This is a genomic window from Thermotoga sp. Mc24 (assembly GCF_000784835.1).
Taxonomy (GTDB): domain Bacteria; phylum Thermotogota; class Thermotogae; order Thermotogales; family Thermotogaceae; genus Thermotoga.
On record NZ_JSFH01000011.1, the window covers coordinates 96,365 to 112,802 of the forward strand.

Here is a 16,438-nt window from a genome sequence, read left to right on the forward strand (position 1 = left end):
CTATTTGTTGTAGAATAAGAACCGGTGATGAGAATGAGATATTCACTCTTTAAGAATTACCTTCCAAAGGAAGAAGTACCGGAGATCAGAAAGGAACTCATAAAATTGGCACTTCCTGCCATGGGAGAAAACGTGCTTCAGATGCTCTTTGGAATGGCAGACACCGCCTTTTTGGGACATTACTCCTGGAAAGCGATGAGCGGTGTGGGGCTCTCCAACCAGATATTCTGGGTGGTTCAGGTCGTCCTGATAGCCGCCAGTATGGGAGCCACCGTAACGATAGCGAACGCCATCGGAGCGGGCAACAGGAAAGCTGTGAGATCCCTTGCCTGGAACAGTGTCTTTCTTGCCATATTCACGGGTGTTATTCTCACCGTTCTCACACCGCTCTCCGATGTGTTGATAAACATCTTTCCGAATCTGGAAGGAGAAATAGAAGCATCCGCGAAGGAGTATCTGAAAATCATCCTTTCCGGCTCCATGGGATTTTCCATCATGGCCGTGTTCTCCGCGATGCTCAGAGGTGCCGGTGACACAAGAACGCCGATGATCGTCACCGGCCTCACAAACTTTTTGAACATCTTCCTCGATTACGCCATGATCTTTGGAAAGTTCGGATTCCCGGAGATGGGAGTCGGAGGAGCAGCTCTCGCAACGATCCTCTCAAGATTCGTGGGAGCAGCGATTCTCACGTACGTGATATTCAAAAGAGAGGAGTTTCAGCTCAGAAAAGGATTCGTTCCTCCCAGATGGTCCAGCCAGAGGGAAATTCTCCGTGTTGGATTTCCAACTGCCATAGAGAACTTCGTCTTTTCCACAGGTGTTCTGATGTTCGCGAACATCCTGCTCATCGCAGGAGCGGAAGCGTACGCCGGACACAGAATAGGTATAAACGTCGAGTCTCTCTCCTTCATGCCCGCGTTTGGAATCTCGGTTGCCATCACCACACTGGTTGGAAGATACAACGGGATGGGAAACAGGGAACACGTCCTTGGAGTCATCCGGCAGGGCTGGATCCTGAGTCTTCTGTTTCAGGTGACGGTTGGTATCATTATCTTTCTTTTTCCAGAGCCACTGATTCGCATCTTCACCAGCGATCCACAGATAATAGAGATCGCAAAGCTCCCTGTCAAGATAATCGGGCTATTCCAGTTTTTCCTCGCAATAGACTCAACCATGAACGGTGCCCTCAGGGGGACGGGAAACACCCTTCCACCGATGATCATCACCTTCATATCCATCTGGACCGCGAGGCTCCCCGTCGCCTTCGTGATGGTGAAGTACTTCCAGCTCGGACTTTTCGGTGCCTGGATCGGTATGATCGCAGACATCATCTTTCGAAGCACACTGAAGCTCCTCTTCTTCCTCTCCGGCAAGTGGGAAAAGAGAGCCGCCCTCACACGGGAGAGAGTGAAGGAACTGGGATAATTCATTCATCTGGATCGAAAAACAACCTCACCCTCTTTGATCGTCATCACAACGTTCAAACCTTCGTCGAGAAGAACAAGATCTGCCCTCGCTCCTTCGGCTATTCTTCCTCTATCAGCCAGCCCCAGTTCAACACAGCTGTTGTACGAGGAAACCTTCGCAAGTTCTGTAAGAGAACACCCCGTAAACTTTCTGAAGTTCTTCACGGCCTGTGAGAAAAGGAGCGTGCTTCCCGCGAGTGTACCATCTTCCAACCTCGGAACACCGCCTTCCACCTTCACCACGAGATCTCCCAGGGTGGTCGTTCCATCTTTGAGACCCGCCGCAGATATAGAATCTGTGACCAGAACGATTCCATCCGCTTTTTTCACTTTGTAGACGAGTTTCACCATCTCCTTAGAAAGATGTACCCCGTCGCAGATGAGCTCCAGCTTCACATCGTCCAACAAAAGTCCCGCCCCCGTGATTCCTATCTCTCTGTGATGAAGTGGCTTCAATCCGTTCGGAAAGTGTGTGATTCTTTTGACTCCCTTTTCGTAAAATTTCCTGAACTCCTCAAAAGTAGCGATGGAATGTCCTGCTGAAAGAACGATGCCTTTTTCCACGAGTCTCAAAAGAAGTTCGGAGCTTTCTATTTCAGGTGCGAAGGTGAGCATCTTCACCGGAGAATCGATTTCCCTCAGTTCTTCTTCTGAAGGTGGTCTTATGTGTCCTTCTGAGTGCGCCCCTTTCTTTTCTTTGGAGATGTACGGTCCTTCCAGATGAATGCCAAGTAGCGATGTTGACGGGTTTTCAAGGATGTATTCCTTCGCTTTTCTCAAAATTTCTTTCATACTTCCAAATGAAGTGGAAACAGTTGTGGCAAGAAACGTGGTGATTCCTTGTGAGTAGAGAAATTCTTCCATTTCAGAAAAGTCGCAGTTCATGGTGTCTGCACCCATCACACCGTGGATGTGCGGATCGACAAACCCGGGCATGAGAACACCCCGTGGAATGCATTCTCTCTTTTCAACTTTCACGACCTTTCCCTCTTCTATCTCCACGTCCCCAGTGAACTCTCCATCAACGGGATCAACGATCAGAACTTTCTCAACAACCATAGAACACACCTCACAGAACAACGGTCTTTTCCAGATGGGGAGGATTGTCTGGTGAGATACCCTTGGAAATCGCCTTCTGATACCCAAGAATCTGAGCGGGAACAGTCCTCAAAAAGGCAGATCTCCAGTCGTTGCTCACCGGGATATCTCCATCTTCTCCCACCTCCAGAACGGTGGCACCGAATGATTCGAGTTCTTTTTTCAATCGCTTCTCCTGTTCATCCATTCCCGACACTTTTTGCATGAAGACGAGAGCGCCTTTTTTCACCAGTGCCTTTGGACCGTGCCTGTACTCGAGCGTCGAATACGCTTCCGAGAAAGTGAGAGACATCTCAATACATTTTAAAGCCGATTCAAGGCTGATTCCAAAAAACTCTGACATGCCAAGGAACACGAAGTGATCGTGTTCTTTCAGATCGATCTTTTCAATCACCTTCCAAGAGATATCGAAGAACTCGGACGAATACCCGACGAGCTCTGAGAACCGCTCCGTTGAATTTCCGGCTATTCTGTCTGCCAGAAACATCAAAGAGAGCAGGATCATGTTGAAAGACTTCGTCATCACGATCGCTTCTTCTCGTATGGGAAACACGAGTGGAAGATCACTCTCTTTTGCGAGTCTCGATTCTTCTTCTATAGTGATCCCTACTGTTCTGTAGTTTCGTTTCCTCAGAACATCGTTTGCGAGAAGTACCTCCGTTGTGTTCCCGGTTCTCGAGAAAAGAAAGGCCAGTCCTTCCTCCTTGAGATCTGGAACCTTCTGGAAAGCCACCTCACCCGCCGGGATTGCTCTTGTTCTTATCTTTAAAACTCTCTCGAAATAATTGGAGATGGTGAGGGCGAGGTTGTACGAACTCCCACATCCCACAAAGAACACTTCATCAGCCAGATTCTTCTGTATTTCACTGAAGATTTCCGTTTTTTCCAAGTTCAGAACAAAGTTCTCGAAGAACTCTTTCAACTCGTTTCTCTGGTCTGTGATCTCTTTCAGTGTTTTGCTCATAATCTTCCCTCCTTCAGTATTTCACGCCGCCGGCAATAGCGTTTATTATGTACCTCTGAGCGAAGATGAACAGTAATACAACAGGAAGTATCGCCAGAACGATTCCAGCTGCGGTGTATCTGAAATTCACTTGGAAAGTGCTGTTCAGATAAACGAGTGCCACAGAGAGAGGATACTTGTTGGAATCGGACAGAACTATGAGAGGCCACAGGAAATTGTCCCACCAGGTGATCACCTGGAACACAACGAGAGTGGCGATGTCCGGCTTTATTAGAGGTGTGATTATCCTCCACCATATGTAGAGTTCTCCGGCACCATCTATCCTCGCAGCGTCTTCGAAGCTCTTCGGAACACTCAAATAAGCCTGTCTCATCATGAAGATACCGAAGATCGTAACGGCCTGAGGAAGAATCACACCGGTGTAGGTGTTCAGAAGACCGAGTTTTCTGAGGGTGAGGTAGTTGACTATCAAAGTGTTCTGAACTGGAATCATCATTGGAAGAAGAATCAGAAAGAGCACCAGCTGTTTCCCTTTGAAGTCTATTCTGGCGAGAGGATAGGCCACCATCAGCGAGAAAAGCACGTTCAAAAGTGTGCCAAAACCCGCTATTATAATCGTGTTCAGATAGTAATTTCCAAGTTTCACTGTCTTCCATGCCCCAATGTAGTTTGAAAAGGTTGCCGGGTACGGGATGAGACTTGGTGGGTACTTGTACACATTGCCCCCTGCCTCGAAAGAGGTCTTCGCAATCCAGTAAAACGGCCACACTGAGAGAAGCGAAAAAAGGACAAGGACCACATAAGTCAAGACCTTTCTGATCTTAGGCATAATAGCTCTTCAAACCTCCTTCCCTGAACAAGTAGAAGTTCAGAAGCGAAAATGCAATCACAACGAAGCTGAACAGAACAGCGGCAGCGTTCGAATATCCGAACTGGAGATATTCAAAAGCTCGATTGTATATGAAAATTCCCATTGTTTCCGTTGCATGAACTGGTCCACCCTTTGTCATGGCATAAATCTCTCCGAAGACGTTCAAAGCTGCTATGGATGACATGGTTGAGCAAAACAGGATGTACGGTTTCAGAAGGGGGATCGTCACTTTGAAAAAGACTTGAGAAGGTTTCGCACCGTCAACCCTGGCAGCCTCTATCAATTCCTTGGGAATGCTCTGGAGTCCTGCCAGATATATGACCATGTAGTAACCGAATCCCTTCCACATGGTGACGAACATGATAGCGAAGAGAGCTATCTTGGGATCTGAGAGGAAAGCAATCGACTCGTCTATAATATGAAGTGATTGAAGCAAAAAGTTGATGAATCCCTTTTCTCTGTACATCCACTGCCACGTGATCGCAGCAATAGTGATGGGAGTAACCACTGGAAGAAAAATGAGAGTCCTGAAAAGATTCCTACCCTTTATGGCCCTGTCGAGCAGAACCGCAAGCAGTATAGAAACGAGCTGGAGTGGAGGTACAACAAGTAGGTACAAAAGACTGTTCTTGAAGGCGTTCCAGAATAAAGGATCGCGAAGCAGATCGACGTAGTTTTTCAGTCCTATGTAAAGAGATTCTCCGACTATGTCGTACTGGTAAAAGGAAATCTTGATACCGAACACGAGAGGATAATATATGAAAAGCACCATGAGGAGAGTGGGGGTCGTTATGAAGAAGAATGCAAGGAGAAGCTGTTTTTTTCTCAGACTTTTGTAGTACCTTCCTGGCATTTTCTCTCTCCTTTCGAAAGGGAGGGGGCATGCCCCTCCCTATCTTTTTCATTTCGATTGCTGAGTCTGAATGAGATATCTCCAGTACTTCGCGGTCTCTTCGAGCGCTGTTTCGGGATCTTTTTGTCCAAGGAACACCTGAATAATGGCATCCTTCAATTTGTCGAACGCTTCTTTTCTGAATGGTATGTCATCGTTGTAGAACGTGATGTTCTCAAGATACTTAGCTCCCATGATCCTGGCTTTGGCAGCGAGCGTTCCATCATCTTTTGAGAACCATGGGTCGTTCACCGCTGTTTTAAGAGTTGGGAATATGGTCACAAGCTTACAGAATGCGATCTGGTTCTCGAGGTTTGCAACGAATGCTGCGAATTTTGCGGCTTCCTTAGGATTTTTGGATCCTCTGACCACGTTCAGCGTTGAGTACCATCCACTCATTCTCACACCCGGCTTTGGAGCCGGAATGGGAGCAACATCGGACTTTTCATATATTTCTGGGGCGTTCCATTTCACTCTGTCCGCGAACTGAACACCAGTGATCAACATGGCGAGCTCCCCAGCCTGATAGAGTTCTGTGGCTCTCGTCCATTCTCCACCCTGGACGATTTCGCTCGGGATGTACTTCTGTTTGTAGAGAGTGGCCCATTTGTTGAGAGTGTGAGCGTATTCCAGCCTGTCGAAGAGTACTTCTTTTATTCTGTTGTTTTCATCCACAGTGTAGAGATTCAACCCGTCCCAGTTGAAGATCGCAGAAGGATCTTGGAAGATCGTTGGAAGAGCCCCATATTTCCCCGTTTTTTCCTTGATCAAAACTGAGTAGAGGAGTATTTCATCCCAGGTTCGAGGTGGATACTTCGGATCCAGTCCAGCTTTTTCGAAGATCTCTTTGTTGTAGAATATCACGTCCACCGCTGTGTACCAGGGAATCCCGTAAATTCCGCCTTTCCAGGTGAGCCCTTTGATCATGTTGTCGAAATACTGATTGATAACTTCTTCGGGTAGCAAATCGTTCAACGGGAACAGAACTTTCTTCTGAGCGAATTCAATGGTCCATTGAGCGTTCAGGTTCACGACATCGGGTGGGTTTCCAGAAGAGAAGGCTGCAAGAAGCTTCTGTTGGAGAACGTCCCACGGAACATCTTCCCAGACAATTTCAACATCCGGGTTCAACTCTTCGTACCTGTCGATGATACCCTGAATGAAATCTGTGAAGGTCGGTTTCAGCGACATGGTCCAGAAGACTATCTTGGTTTTGGACAGTGCCAGAACTGCGAGAAGAACTACCAAAAGAATGACCACGAACTTCCTCATGAATCACACCTCCCCGAAAGATGTTCTAAGGATTTATAGATAGAAATAGGTTTCGTCGATCTTGTGATGACAATCTTTCTTCCTTCGAAATACCTGGCATCGAACGGATTTCTCAGAATGAAGTAAACAGTCTTTTCTGCCGGCAAGCTCAGATGGGCTTTCAGAGCCTTTTCGTTCGATATGTCGGCTACAAAATCGAAGATCAAATCACCTTCAACTGGATCGGGACCGTCTTCTACGGTGTATCGAACAACATTCTCGACCTTGAAAAATCTGGAAACGATCTCTGGAATCTGGTCGTAATCGCCCCCCGTGGTGTCCGCTGGACTCAAATTCTCACTGGATGGAACGAGAAGAGTCACTTCACTGGTACGATCTATCTTTTCAAAGCCGAGGAATTCCACGGCGTTCATTGAAACATCGGCAAGAAAACCAACACCGTTGTTTTTCTTCACAAGAGCCAGGTATTTTTCCACCGTTCTTATGGAGCGCTCCACTCTGTCCTTCTGGACCTTTCCATCTTTGAGAAGCTTCACCAGCGTTTCATAGTAAACCGGAAGGTTTCTGTAATCACCAAGAAGGATCATGTTTCCTCCCGCGTTCAGAAAGAGACCCACAATCTCTTCAACAGAGAAATTGTTCGACACAGCACTCATCTCCATAGCATCGCTGATCACAAGACCATCGAAGCCGATCTTCTCTCTGAGAACATCCGTTATGATCTTCTCCGAAAGAGTAGCTGGGAGAATGTCTATCGCAGAGTATCTGACGTGAGCCGTCATGACCGTGACCTTTTTCTCCCTTTCCAGCACCTTTCTGAACGGCAGAAGATCCTCTCCCCAGAGTTTTTCAAAGGATGCATCGACCACAGGAAGAGTGAGGTGAGAGTCTTCTCTTGCTTTTCCGTGACCTGGAAAGTGCTTGATACAGGGGATAACCCCTCCTTCCAGATAACCTTCACAGGCCTTTGTTCCATGCTCGGCTACGATTTTGGGATCTGAGCCGTAGCTTCTCATGTCGATCACCGAAGAACTCTCTTCAGAAAGAAGATCAAGCACAGGAGCAAAAACCATGTTGAACCCTACAATCTCCATGATTCTTCCTGCAATCTTGGAATATCTGTAAGTCACATCCGATGAGTTTTTTCCAAAGACAAGGTTTCCCGGAGACGAGGGAACGTATCTCAGCACCTCAAGCTGACCACCCTCGTGATCGGAACTGATGAGAAAATTCCCTTCCTTCGATAGAAAACTCATGAAATCCATCAGAAGATACTCTTTCGAAAGAATTCCTGGATAGATCAAAATACCAGCTGGTCTGTATTTTCTGATTATTTCCTTGACTTCTTCGTTGAAGTCGTTGAAACCGCAGAAGAACAGCTTTCCAAGATCCACGTTCATCACTCCTTCATTTCAGAATCCTGCTGGCGAATTCGTAGTCTTCCAGAATCCTTTTCCAGAAAGCTTTTGCTGCACCGAAGGCCACCGTCCAGAGCCCTCTTTCGTCGAAGAGAATCTCAACGTCAGAGATGCGTCTCTTCTCAAGGCGATCCTGAACGTTCTTTGCCAGCCTACTATGAAACTCCTGAGAAAACAGCGTTATGTCTCCACCAAAAATCACGGTTTCGGGATCTAAAAGATAGCTAACGAAAGAAGCAACTTCTGAAAGCTTTGAAAGAAGTTTCAAGAGCGAACCAGAAAACAGGTTTTTCAAATCTACTTCATCGATCGTGGCTGGTTCAGACAGAATGGATGGCAGGATGTCAATTTCAAATTCACCCGCAGCACCGTTGGAACCCTGGTACAAATTCCCCTCTAGCCAGAGCCCTGCTCCAACACCCACCGGCTGGTTCAGATAATAAGGAACAGAGAGCAGAAAATAAACCACATTTTTCTTTTGAAAGCCGTATCCTACAACTGCTGCGTTGGCATCGTTCAGAACAAAAATCTCTGTCCCAAATTCCCTGGAGAGAATTTCTCCGAGATCGAGATCTTCAATACCGAGGGCCGAAGAAAAGATCACCTTGTTTTCTTTTATGATTCCAGGCATACCGATGGAAATTCCTACTGTGTTCAAATACTTTTCTTTAAAAGGTTCTATACAATCAACAAGAGCGTTCACGATCTCTTCTCCTCGAAAACTTCTGTGTATCTCACTTTTTTCAACCACATTTCCCTTCGCATCGATCACCACGCCGATCAATCTGTTCTGCTCAACCCCAATCCCCAGAATGAAGAACTTATTTGGGTTTGCCGTATAAAGAGCGGTTTTCCTACCCCCCGACGAACCGGGAGACGCTTCTTCGACCTTCAAAACAAAACCCGATTCCTGCAGAGATCGAAAATTTCTGGATACGGTGGACATGTTCACAGAAAGCTTCTCGCTGATTTCTCTCATCGATATCTTTTCGTTTTCTACGAGAAGTTTGAGAATCTTGTGTTGAGTGGGTGAAATGTTCAAGAGAGGTCCCTCCCATCAATTAGTTGCATGCCGCAAACAACTTCATGAATTATTGTCAACCAATGTGTCACACTTTGTCAAGTTACAGTTTCATTTCGTTAACTGATGGAAGAATCTAAGGAGGAAAAAACGAAAAAGTGGTCCCGGAAGGGACCACCTGCTTTCTTGTTTTTATCTTCCGTTATGCCTTCCTGTAACAGAACCACCAGTCGTAACACTCGAAATCTTTCGATTCCAGCCTTTTTCTTGCTTCCTCAACGCTGCTTGCCGGCGGAACGATCACAGAATCGTTTATGAGTTCGTTGTCTGGCCAGTTGGCAGGAATGGCAACTCCTTTTTCATCGGACGTCTGAAGAGCTCTCACCGCTCTGAGAATCTCATCGATGTTTCTCCCAACCTCCTGCGGGTAATAGATGATGGCCCTTATGATCCCGTTTGAATCGACTATGAAAACAGCTCTCACCGTGTTTGTTCCCTTGTTGGGATGAATCAATCCGAGCCTCTTGGAAACTTCTCCTAAGTCATCTGCTATAACAGGAAATTCGATTTCGACTCCCAGTTTTTCCTTGATCCACTCGATCCACTTGATGTGTGAAAACACCTGGTCGATGCTGAGACCTATGAGTTCCGTGTTGAGTTTTCTGAACTTATCGTACCTCTTCTGAAACGCAACGAACTCGGTAGTACACACCGGAGTAAAATCAGCCGGATGACTGAAAAGAACGAACCACTTTCCGCTGAAGTCGTCCGGAAGAACCTTCTTTCCCTGAGTGGTCTTCACTTCCATCCTTGGAAACTTTTCACCTATGAGAGGAATCCTTCCTTCCATACACAGCGCCTCCTCGTAAATTTTTAAAATTGTTCTAATTTGATATTCGCTCTCAATAATACACGCATTGTGTTTCGTGAATTTTTCTGTTCTGTATCGATTTTGAATCATTAAAAATTGTGCACAGAGAACAAAAAACAGGGAGATTCTCCCCCTGTCCTTACAAACTTTCCTCTATCGATTTCAGAAATTCTTCTGATTTCTTCAATCGTTCCAGCACTTGCTTTTTCGTTTCAAACTTCTCATCGTTCCAGAGGTCCACACCCCAGTCTTCCAGTATCATCTTCCACTCCTCATCCGAAGCCACGCTGTAGGCTTTTTCCAAAGTGTTCAGGTAATTCTTCGCATCGTTCAGGATGAGCCTGTATTGTTCGAGGAATCTTATGTATCTTTCGAAAACAAGAACATCGCTGAGTTCGTACAAATCATTGTAGATCCTGGAGAGCACTTCGTTGATTCTGGAAGATTCAACATTTCTTTGCTTCATATAGCTTTCGAAGTTTTTCATCTTTTCCATGAGGAGTTCCATCCACGGATTCAACTTGTACGTGTATTTCTTCTCTGCTATGAATTTGTTCATCTCCTGAACGTTGATGGACAGCCAGTTCAGATTCTTGAAGCTTTCAAAAAGATCCTTGAAGAGTTCTTCAAATTGATTCGCGTATTCTTTTCCCAGATCACTTCCGATGTATTCCTTCAGTCCCTTCAAAACACTTTCAAATGTCTTTTCTGCCCTACTTTCGTACAGCGATATAGATTCTTTTGCTTTTTTGTAACTCTCATTGTAAATCTTCAGGACGTCTTCGGATGCGAACAAGGCCTCCTGACGATTGTTCGAAGAGGCGTATTCGAAAGGCATCGCGTGCAGAAAATCGAGAACACCATCTGGAACTCCCCAGACACCTGCTTTGTTCATGCTTTCAACTGCCCAGATTTCTCTTTTAGCAAGGTAAAATAGAAACTCTCTGTTCTTTTGAACGGTGAGTGGTTGAGCTTCAGCAGCTTTTGTGGCGAAATATCTGTAGATATCCTGCCCCGCAACTGCTTTCCTTAGATCATAGTGTTTCCAGTCGGGAAATCTGTTCCACGCACCCGGAAGGATCTTCACTGTGAGCTTCGCGTAATTTGTGAAACTATCGAAATATTTTGATGTTAACTCAGCGAAGGCTTTCTGTGTCAAATCGTCCTGGGCTTTCGAGAACAAAATCTTCATGATTTGGTGAAGCCCCACATACCTTGTTGCAAGTCCTCTGTATGTGTTCCTCTCGTTGAAAGACTTCAAAGAAGAAAGGTACAGAGAAACGGAATCAAGAAGGACCTGAGCGGTGATGAGATTGTCCACCCCCAGATCGTTAATCGTTGGAAGACTCGCGTTCTCAAGAAACGTTAGATCAGTCTTTTTCACATCCGGAAAGATCACCTTCTGGTAATCATCGAAGTTTTGTTCAAAAAACGCATTGTAATCCTCTTTTGTCTTCAGTGTCGCTTTTAATTCATTGATTCGGAACTCGCTCGCTGCAAGCGACGAGAGGTAGAAATAAGATCTTCCATACGTTTTGTTCACTTGAACGGATTTCAGGAAGTACTCTTTCGCTTTCCTGTAGAGTTCTATCTTTTGATTTGTTAGTTGATCCCTATAAGATGCTATCTGCTGAAGAGCGTTCTGCAATTTCTGCCTTTCTTTTTGAATGGTCTCGAGCCTTAATCTTTCTATCTCCAGGTTAGAAAGCTTCACCGGAAGGTTCTGACTTTCAACAAACTTTTTAAATTCGTCGGGTTTCAGGTAATTGTAACGCCCACTCAGAGAGCTCAGCTCTTCCATGGCTGTCTTTACCTGCTGTTCGTAGCTGTCCAGTTTGGCCATGTCTTCTTCCACTTTCCTTATAGAAAGATAGGCAGAATTTCCCCATTTGAAATAAACTTCAGAGATGAAATAGTTCCATTTCAAGTAAGCGGAAACGACACCAACCAGAAGAACGATCGTTCCAAACACAGCGGCCTTCTTTCGTTCGATCTCCGCTTTCCTTCCGTCGTAGAAGTATCTACCAACCGCTGTGGAAGCGACAGTCATCACAAGAAAGCCATTTGGAAGGAGATGCGCTGGAAAGCTGAACGCGCTGTGCATCATGAACGTGATGAAAGAACTGGCAAGTGCCAGAAAGAGCAAAAGATCGTCCCGCACCGTGATTCTTCGAATTATTTTGAAGAACAGTATCCCAAGTGACAGAGCGAGAAAGACGATGGAAACAAATCCGACTATTCCTGTTTCTCCAAGGACCTGAAGGTAATCGTTGTGCGTTCTCTTGAAATTGTTCCATCCGTACATAAAAATTGGGTGGTCTTCTATAACATCTCCCATGTAGTTTATCGTGAGAATCTGATACGTTCCGATTCCGGTACCAAGAATCTTGTGTGTCCTCCACTGGTATATCGATGAGAACCAGGACAGAAGCCTTTCATGCCAGGAGCTCACCTCGGCAACGGCCTGAATCCTTCCCGCGGGAGATACCATTCCGTAACCGTTCAGAGGAGAGGGAAGATTGTAGAGAACAACGAGGACGATCGAGGTGATCAGAACGAAAGTCGTGAGAGTTTTACTCATACTTAGAACTTCTCTGTCCGTTTCTTTCGAAACATTCTTCTTTCTGAAGATCATGTAGAACGCAGCGAAAATACAAAGGGAGATGATGTTCGCAACGTACAGCGTTCTCGTCTGAGATACCAGTATTCCCGAAACCATGAGAAGTGCAGAAACTGAGGCTATCACCTTGATCACGGACGCTTCTTTTCTTCTGAAATCGGCTGACGCTATAAGGTAAATAGCGAGCGGAAGGTTCAGAGAGAGAAAGTTCGAGACGAAGTTCACGTTTCCTATTGTCGCTTTTACAGTTGCCCTCGAAAAGGGACTCCCCACACTTCCAAGAAAAACATCGACACCGCCGTAGAAGTTCAAAAGCGCATCGAAAGCTATGAATCCTGCAAGAGTCGCACTGACCGTGAGAAATCTTTTTATTCTTTCTTTTGTGACGAAGAAGTTCGAGATGAAGATCGATGTGAAGAACATGAGAAGAACGTAGATCGCTATGTCAAAAGAATACCTGAAATAGACAGGATTATCGCGATAGACGTTTATCGTAGATAGAAGAGCGGAAATAGCGAAGGCAAAGAAGGCAACATGGGCCGTGTTGAATCTGATTTCCAGTTTCTCTTTCCTGAGAATTTTCATCAGGATCATGAGGAACATAACGCTCAGAAACACCGTGATCAGAGCATACTTTGGAACGCTGAACTCGTACGTGAGTTTCCTGGACGAGAAAAGGGCAACGACAATGTACATGATGTAAAACAGAATCTCCATAAGTTTTCCCTCCCGCTCAATCGTAATGAAGAAGCCCGAGGCTTTTGATAAGAACAAAAGAAAATACACCGGCTAAAACAAGCGTCACCACACTCATCACAATATTTTCCAGAGCTCCAAAGCTGAATCCACAGAAAACAGCGTGCGTTACGATCATGACGAGGAGCGCTCTTTTCACTCCGAATCTTCGAGAGAGCTTGTCGTACATATGGTCTCTGTCTCCACTGAAGATCGATTTTTTGTTCCTGTACCTTCTCAGAACACTTGCCAGAAAATCCAGAAAGAAGATCCAGAGAGGAAAAACCATCGAGAGAAATGTATCGAAAGAGGCAAATCGATTCTGGGAAAGAACGATCGTGGATAGCAAAACAGCCATCAGATAGCTCCCCGCATCGCCCATGAAGATCCTCGCGGGTGGAAAATTGAAAACAAGATAGCCAAGAGAAGCGCCGAGAAAGGAGAGAGAGAGGTTTTCGAAGAACACGCCTCTCACCAGAAAGAAATAGGAAAGTGATGACAGGGCCACAAGACTTCCACAGAGCCCATCCATACCGTCCATCATGTTCACGGAATTTATGAGAACAACAACGAAGAACAACCAAAAAGCGGAAGCCAGTAAATTCTCAAAACCGATGAATCGCCACATGAGCAGAAGCGATATGCCGAATTCTGCGATCAACCTTAAAAAAGGAGAAATAGAGAACAGATCATCCATCAATCCCAGAGCAAGAGCGAACGATGCCGAAAGTAGAACCACCGTGTCGTTCCACAAGAATGGAAGGACCCCTACAAATATTCCCAGTCCACCCAGGTAAGGTGTTTCTCTCCCGTGAGGCTTCAGCACACCGTTTGGCCTGTCCACAATGTTCAGCTTCTTTGCCACTCTTCCGAAGAACCAGACACCGAACAAACTCAAAAGAAAACTCAAAAGAAAAGCCATTCCTTCACCTCGATTTCACGGTAACGAGTCTTTTCCCATCGACGACGAGGTACTCAAAATCGAACTTTTTGAGTTCCTTCATGACCTCTTCTATTCCTCGACCTATATGTTGTGATTCGTGTGCATCCGAACCGATTGTTACGATCCTCCCTCCAAGGTCGTAGTACATCTCCACTATCCAATAGTCCGGGTTGGGTTTTCCGTGCTTGAAAAGACCAGCGGTGTTGATTTCGAGGGCTTTTTCGTTTTTCACGAGGAATATCAAGATCTTTTCTATCAAATCTCTGTTCGCTTTGAAATCTGCCTTCACGTATCTTGCCGGATAGTCCAGATGCGCAAGCGTGTGGAATTTCACCCTTTCCATCACAAAGAGTGTTCGCTCCAGATAGTCCCTCGCAAGCTCATCTGGTGGAAAGTTCTCATCGTACCGATGTATCCCAAGGAGAAGGTAGTCAAAACCTTCGGGAAAAACCGCCTCTCCCACACCATCCCAGCTGATTTCCGCTCCCTTCGAAAGATCATATTTCTCCATGGTGAGAAAGTACTCCTCCACGTTGAAATTGTGAACGAATTCTCCGTTTTCGTACTCGTAGTGATCCGTGATACAGAAATGTTCGATACCGAGCTTCTGCACTTGGGAGATTATGTCGTCTATTTCCGCCTTTCCATCGTAGGAGAACGTGGAGTGAAGATGCATGTCTATCATTGCGATCCCTCCAGGATTTTTCTCAAATATACAAATATCGGGTGCGGTGCCCCTACTTTGCTCTTGTACTCAGGATGGAACTGAACGCCAACAAAGAAAGGATGATCTTCAAGCTCAACGGCCTCTATGAAGTCGGATTTTGCAGACACGACAAGCTTGTACCCTTCTTCTCCCGGTTTTTTGAACAGCTCCGGAAATGCCTCTTCGTTGGCCTCGTATCTGTGCCTGTGCCTTTCAGAAACTTCTTCAACTCCACCGTAAACTTCGTAGAGTTTCGTTTTTGGGAAAATTTTCACCTTCTGAGCTCCAAGCCTCATCGTACCACCGAGCTTCAATATTCTCTTCTGCTCTTCCATGAGATCCACAACAGGATAAGGGGTGTTCGGATCGAACTCAGTGGAATTGGCTTCTTTGTAGCCGAAAACGTTGCGTGCGAACTCTATGACCATGAGCTGCATACCGAGGCATATTCCAAGTATGGGTTTCTTGTTCTCACGTGCGTACTTTATGGCTTTTATCTTGCCTTCCACACCCCTTCTTCCGAATCCACCAGGTATGATGAGAGCGTCGTATTCGTCGAGCATTTTCTTTACTTCTTCATCGTTCATCTCTTCGAGCATTTGACTGTCCACCACGGTGGGTTTTTCTATTCCAGTCAGAAAGATCGACTCTATGATGCTCTTGTACGCGTCGTCCGTTCCCAGATATTTTCCAACGAGTGCTATCCTGTAGGGTTTAAAAGCTTTGGGATAGGACCAGTTGAACGTGGATTTTTTCAATTCAACGTTCAACTTGAAAGCGATCTTTTCGTGTAAACCCATGTCCCTCAATATTTCAGGAACTTCATACACGTTTTTCGTGTCGGGCAGGTTTATCACAAAATCGCGTGGAACACCGGAGAAAAGGGCCACCTTGTTCATACTGGGGACATCGAGAGGAAACTCGCTTCTCACGATGACCATATCCGGTGTGATCCCTATTCTTCTCAAAAGCTGAACAGACTGTTGAGTGGGTTTCGTCTTGAACTCGTTGGTTGTTCGAAGGTAAGGAACGTACGTGACGTGGGCGAAAAGAAAGTTTTCCTTTCCTTCTTCCATCTGGAGTTCTCTCACGGCTTCCAGGAAGACTTCCCCTTCGATGTCTCCGACAGTGCCTCCTATCTCGACCACGAGAAGTTCCGCCTCGAGTGTCCTTATTCTGTCCTTTATCTCCTCGGTGAGATGCGGGACAATCTGGACAGTGTTTCCAAGATATCTTCCTTGTCTTTCCTTTTCTATGACGCGAAGGTACACCTGTCCTGCCGTCATGTTGTTCTGCCTCGTCATATCTCTTCCGAGGAATCTCTCGTAGTGACCGAGGTCCAGATCTGCCTCGTAACCATCTTCGGTGACGAAGACCTCTCCGTGCTGGTTGGGATTCATGGTACCAGCGTCCACGTTGAGATAGGGATCGATTTTCAGTACGTTCACATCGACACCGTGTTCTTTCATCAACCTCGCCAAAGAAGCCGAGAATATTCCCTTTCCAATACCGCTGAGGACTCCTCCCGTCACAATCACGTACTTTTTCATCCTATTCC

General features: G+C 45.9%; 13 protein-coding genes. 1 reads left to right on the top strand and 12 read right to left on the bottom strand.

Annotated elements, in window-relative coordinates; genetic code table 11:
• Positions 1 to 33 precede the first annotated feature (33 nt).
• Entirely contained in the window at positions 34 to 1,428 is a 1,395-nt protein-coding gene (locus MC24_RS07360; RefSeq protein ID WP_038054083.1) for an MATE family efflux transporter, read from the top strand.
• A gap of 5 nt (positions 1,429 to 1,433) precedes the next feature.
• Here MC24_RS07360 and nagA (MC24_RS07365) read toward each other — a convergent pair whose 3' ends face one another.
• The 12 genes from nagA (MC24_RS07365) to MC24_RS07420 all read right to left on the bottom strand — a co-directional run bounded on the left by nagA (MC24_RS07365) (position 1,434) and on the right by MC24_RS07420 (position 16,430).
• Positions 1,434 to 2,528: an N-acetylglucosamine-6-phosphate deacetylase gene (gene nagA, locus MC24_RS07365; RefSeq protein ID WP_038054086.1), complete on the bottom strand. Its 1,095-nt coding sequence runs from the start codon at positions 2,526 to 2,528 to the stop codon at positions 1,434 to 1,436.
• A gap of 10 nt (positions 2,529 to 2,538) precedes the next feature.
• Positions 2,539 to 3,531 carry an SIS domain-containing protein gene (locus MC24_RS07370; RefSeq protein ID WP_038054089.1) on the bottom strand — a complete coding sequence of 331 codons (993 nt, stop codon included), beginning with the start codon at positions 3,529 to 3,531 and terminating at the stop codon, positions 2,539 to 2,541.
• A gap of 13 nt (positions 3,532 to 3,544) precedes the next feature.
• The gene (locus MC24_RS07375) at positions 3,545 to 4,360 is read right to left on the bottom strand and encodes a carbohydrate ABC transporter permease (RefSeq protein ID WP_038054091.1); all 816 of its coding nucleotides are present in this window, start codon (positions 4,358 to 4,360) and stop codon (positions 3,545 to 3,547) included.
• Positions 4,353 to 5,255 (bottom strand): carbohydrate ABC transporter permease, encoded by a 903-nt coding sequence (locus MC24_RS07380; RefSeq protein ID WP_038054095.1) that lies wholly within the window; start codon positions 5,253 to 5,255, stop codon positions 4,353 to 4,355. Before MC24_RS07380 ends, MC24_RS07375 begins: the two co-directional genes overlap by 8 nt.
• 48 nt (positions 5,256 to 5,303) lie before the next feature.
• Complete coding sequence (locus MC24_RS07385; RefSeq protein ID WP_038054097.1) at positions 5,304 to 6,566, bottom strand: ABC transporter substrate-binding protein; 1,263 nt, start codon at positions 6,564 to 6,566, stop codon at positions 5,304 to 5,306.
• Positions 6,563 to 7,966 carry a beta-N-acetylglucosaminidase gene (nagA, locus tag MC24_RS07390; RefSeq protein ID WP_156105099.1) on the bottom strand — a complete coding sequence of 468 codons (1,404 nt, stop codon included), beginning with the start codon at positions 7,964 to 7,966 and terminating at the stop codon, positions 6,563 to 6,565. The genes MC24_RS07385 and nagA (MC24_RS07390) overlap by 4 nt, the downstream gene beginning before the upstream one ends.
• 7 nt (positions 7,967 to 7,973) lie before the next feature.
• Complete coding sequence (locus MC24_RS07395) at positions 7,974 to 9,026, bottom strand: ROK family transcriptional regulator (protein WP_038054104.1); 1,053 nt, start codon at positions 9,024 to 9,026, stop codon at positions 7,974 to 7,976.
• Between the two features lie 181 nt (positions 9,027 to 9,207).
• Positions 9,208 to 9,855, bottom strand: a complete 648-nt coding sequence (locus MC24_RS07400) for a peroxiredoxin (RefSeq protein ID WP_038054106.1) — start codon at positions 9,853 to 9,855, stop codon at positions 9,208 to 9,210.
• Positions 9,856 to 10,015: 160 nt separating this feature from the next.
• Positions 10,016 to 13,213, bottom strand: a complete 3,198-nt coding sequence (locus tag MC24_RS07405; RefSeq protein ID WP_038054108.1) for an O-antigen ligase family protein — start codon at positions 13,211 to 13,213, stop codon at positions 10,016 to 10,018.
• Positions 13,214 to 13,229: 16 nt separating this feature from the next.
• Positions 13,230 to 14,153: a glycosyltransferase family 4 protein gene (locus tag MC24_RS07410; RefSeq protein WP_038054110.1), complete on the bottom strand. Its 924-nt coding sequence runs from the start codon at positions 14,151 to 14,153 to the stop codon at positions 13,230 to 13,232.
• Positions 14,154 to 14,157: 4 nt separating this feature from the next.
• Positions 14,158 to 14,859, bottom strand: coding sequence for a PHP domain-containing protein (locus MC24_RS07415; RefSeq protein WP_038054112.1), 702 nt, complete (start codon positions 14,857 to 14,859; stop codon positions 14,158 to 14,160).
• The gene (locus tag MC24_RS07420) at positions 14,856 to 16,430 is read right to left on the bottom strand and encodes a CTP synthase (RefSeq protein WP_038054113.1); all 1,575 of its coding nucleotides are present in this window, start codon (positions 16,428 to 16,430) and stop codon (positions 14,856 to 14,858) included. The genes MC24_RS07415 and MC24_RS07420 overlap by 4 nt, the downstream gene beginning before the upstream one ends.
• Positions 16,431 to 16,438: the final 8 nt, after the last annotated feature.

Coding starts and splice junctions, on each gene's coding strand:
- MC24_RS07400 (WP_038054106.1), bottom strand. CDS start 9,855: ATGGAAGGAAGGATTCCTCTCATAGGTGAAAAGTTTCCAAGGATGGAA.
- nagA (WP_038054086.1), bottom strand. CDS start 2,528: ATGGTTGTTGAGAAAGTTCTGATCGTTGATCCCGTTGATGGAGAGTTC.
- MC24_RS07370 (WP_038054089.1), bottom strand. CDS start 3,531: ATGAGCAAAACACTGAAAGAGATCACAGACCAGAGAAACGAGTTGAAA.
- MC24_RS07360 (WP_038054083.1), top strand. CDS start 34: ATGAGATATTCACTCTTTAAGAATTACCTTCCAAAGGAAGAAGTACCG.
- MC24_RS07420 (WP_038054113.1), bottom strand. CDS start 16,430: ATGAAAAAGTACGTGATTGTGACGGGAGGAGTCCTCAGCGGTATTGGA.
- MC24_RS07375 (WP_038054091.1), bottom strand. CDS start 4,360: ATGCCTAAGATCAGAAAGGTCTTGACTTATGTGGTCCTTGTCCTTTTT.
- MC24_RS07415 (WP_038054112.1), bottom strand. CDS start 14,859: ATGATAGACATGCATCTTCACTCCACGTTCTCCTACGATGGAAAGGCG.
- MC24_RS07410 (WP_038054110.1), bottom strand. CDS start 14,153: ATGGCTTTTCTTTTGAGTTTTCTTTTGAGTTTGTTCGGTGTCTGGTTC.
- MC24_RS07405 (WP_038054108.1), bottom strand. CDS start 13,213: ATGGAGATTCTGTTTTACATCATGTACATTGTCGTTGCCCTTTTCTCG.
- MC24_RS07385 (WP_038054097.1), bottom strand. CDS start 6,566: ATGAGGAAGTTCGTGGTCATTCTTTTGGTAGTTCTTCTCGCAGTTCTG.
- MC24_RS07380 (WP_038054095.1), bottom strand. CDS start 5,255: ATGCCAGGAAGGTACTACAAAAGTCTGAGAAAAAAACAGCTTCTCCTT.
- nagA (WP_156105099.1), bottom strand. CDS start 7,966: ATGAACGTGGATCTTGGAAAGCTGTTCTTCTGCGGTTTCAACGACTTC.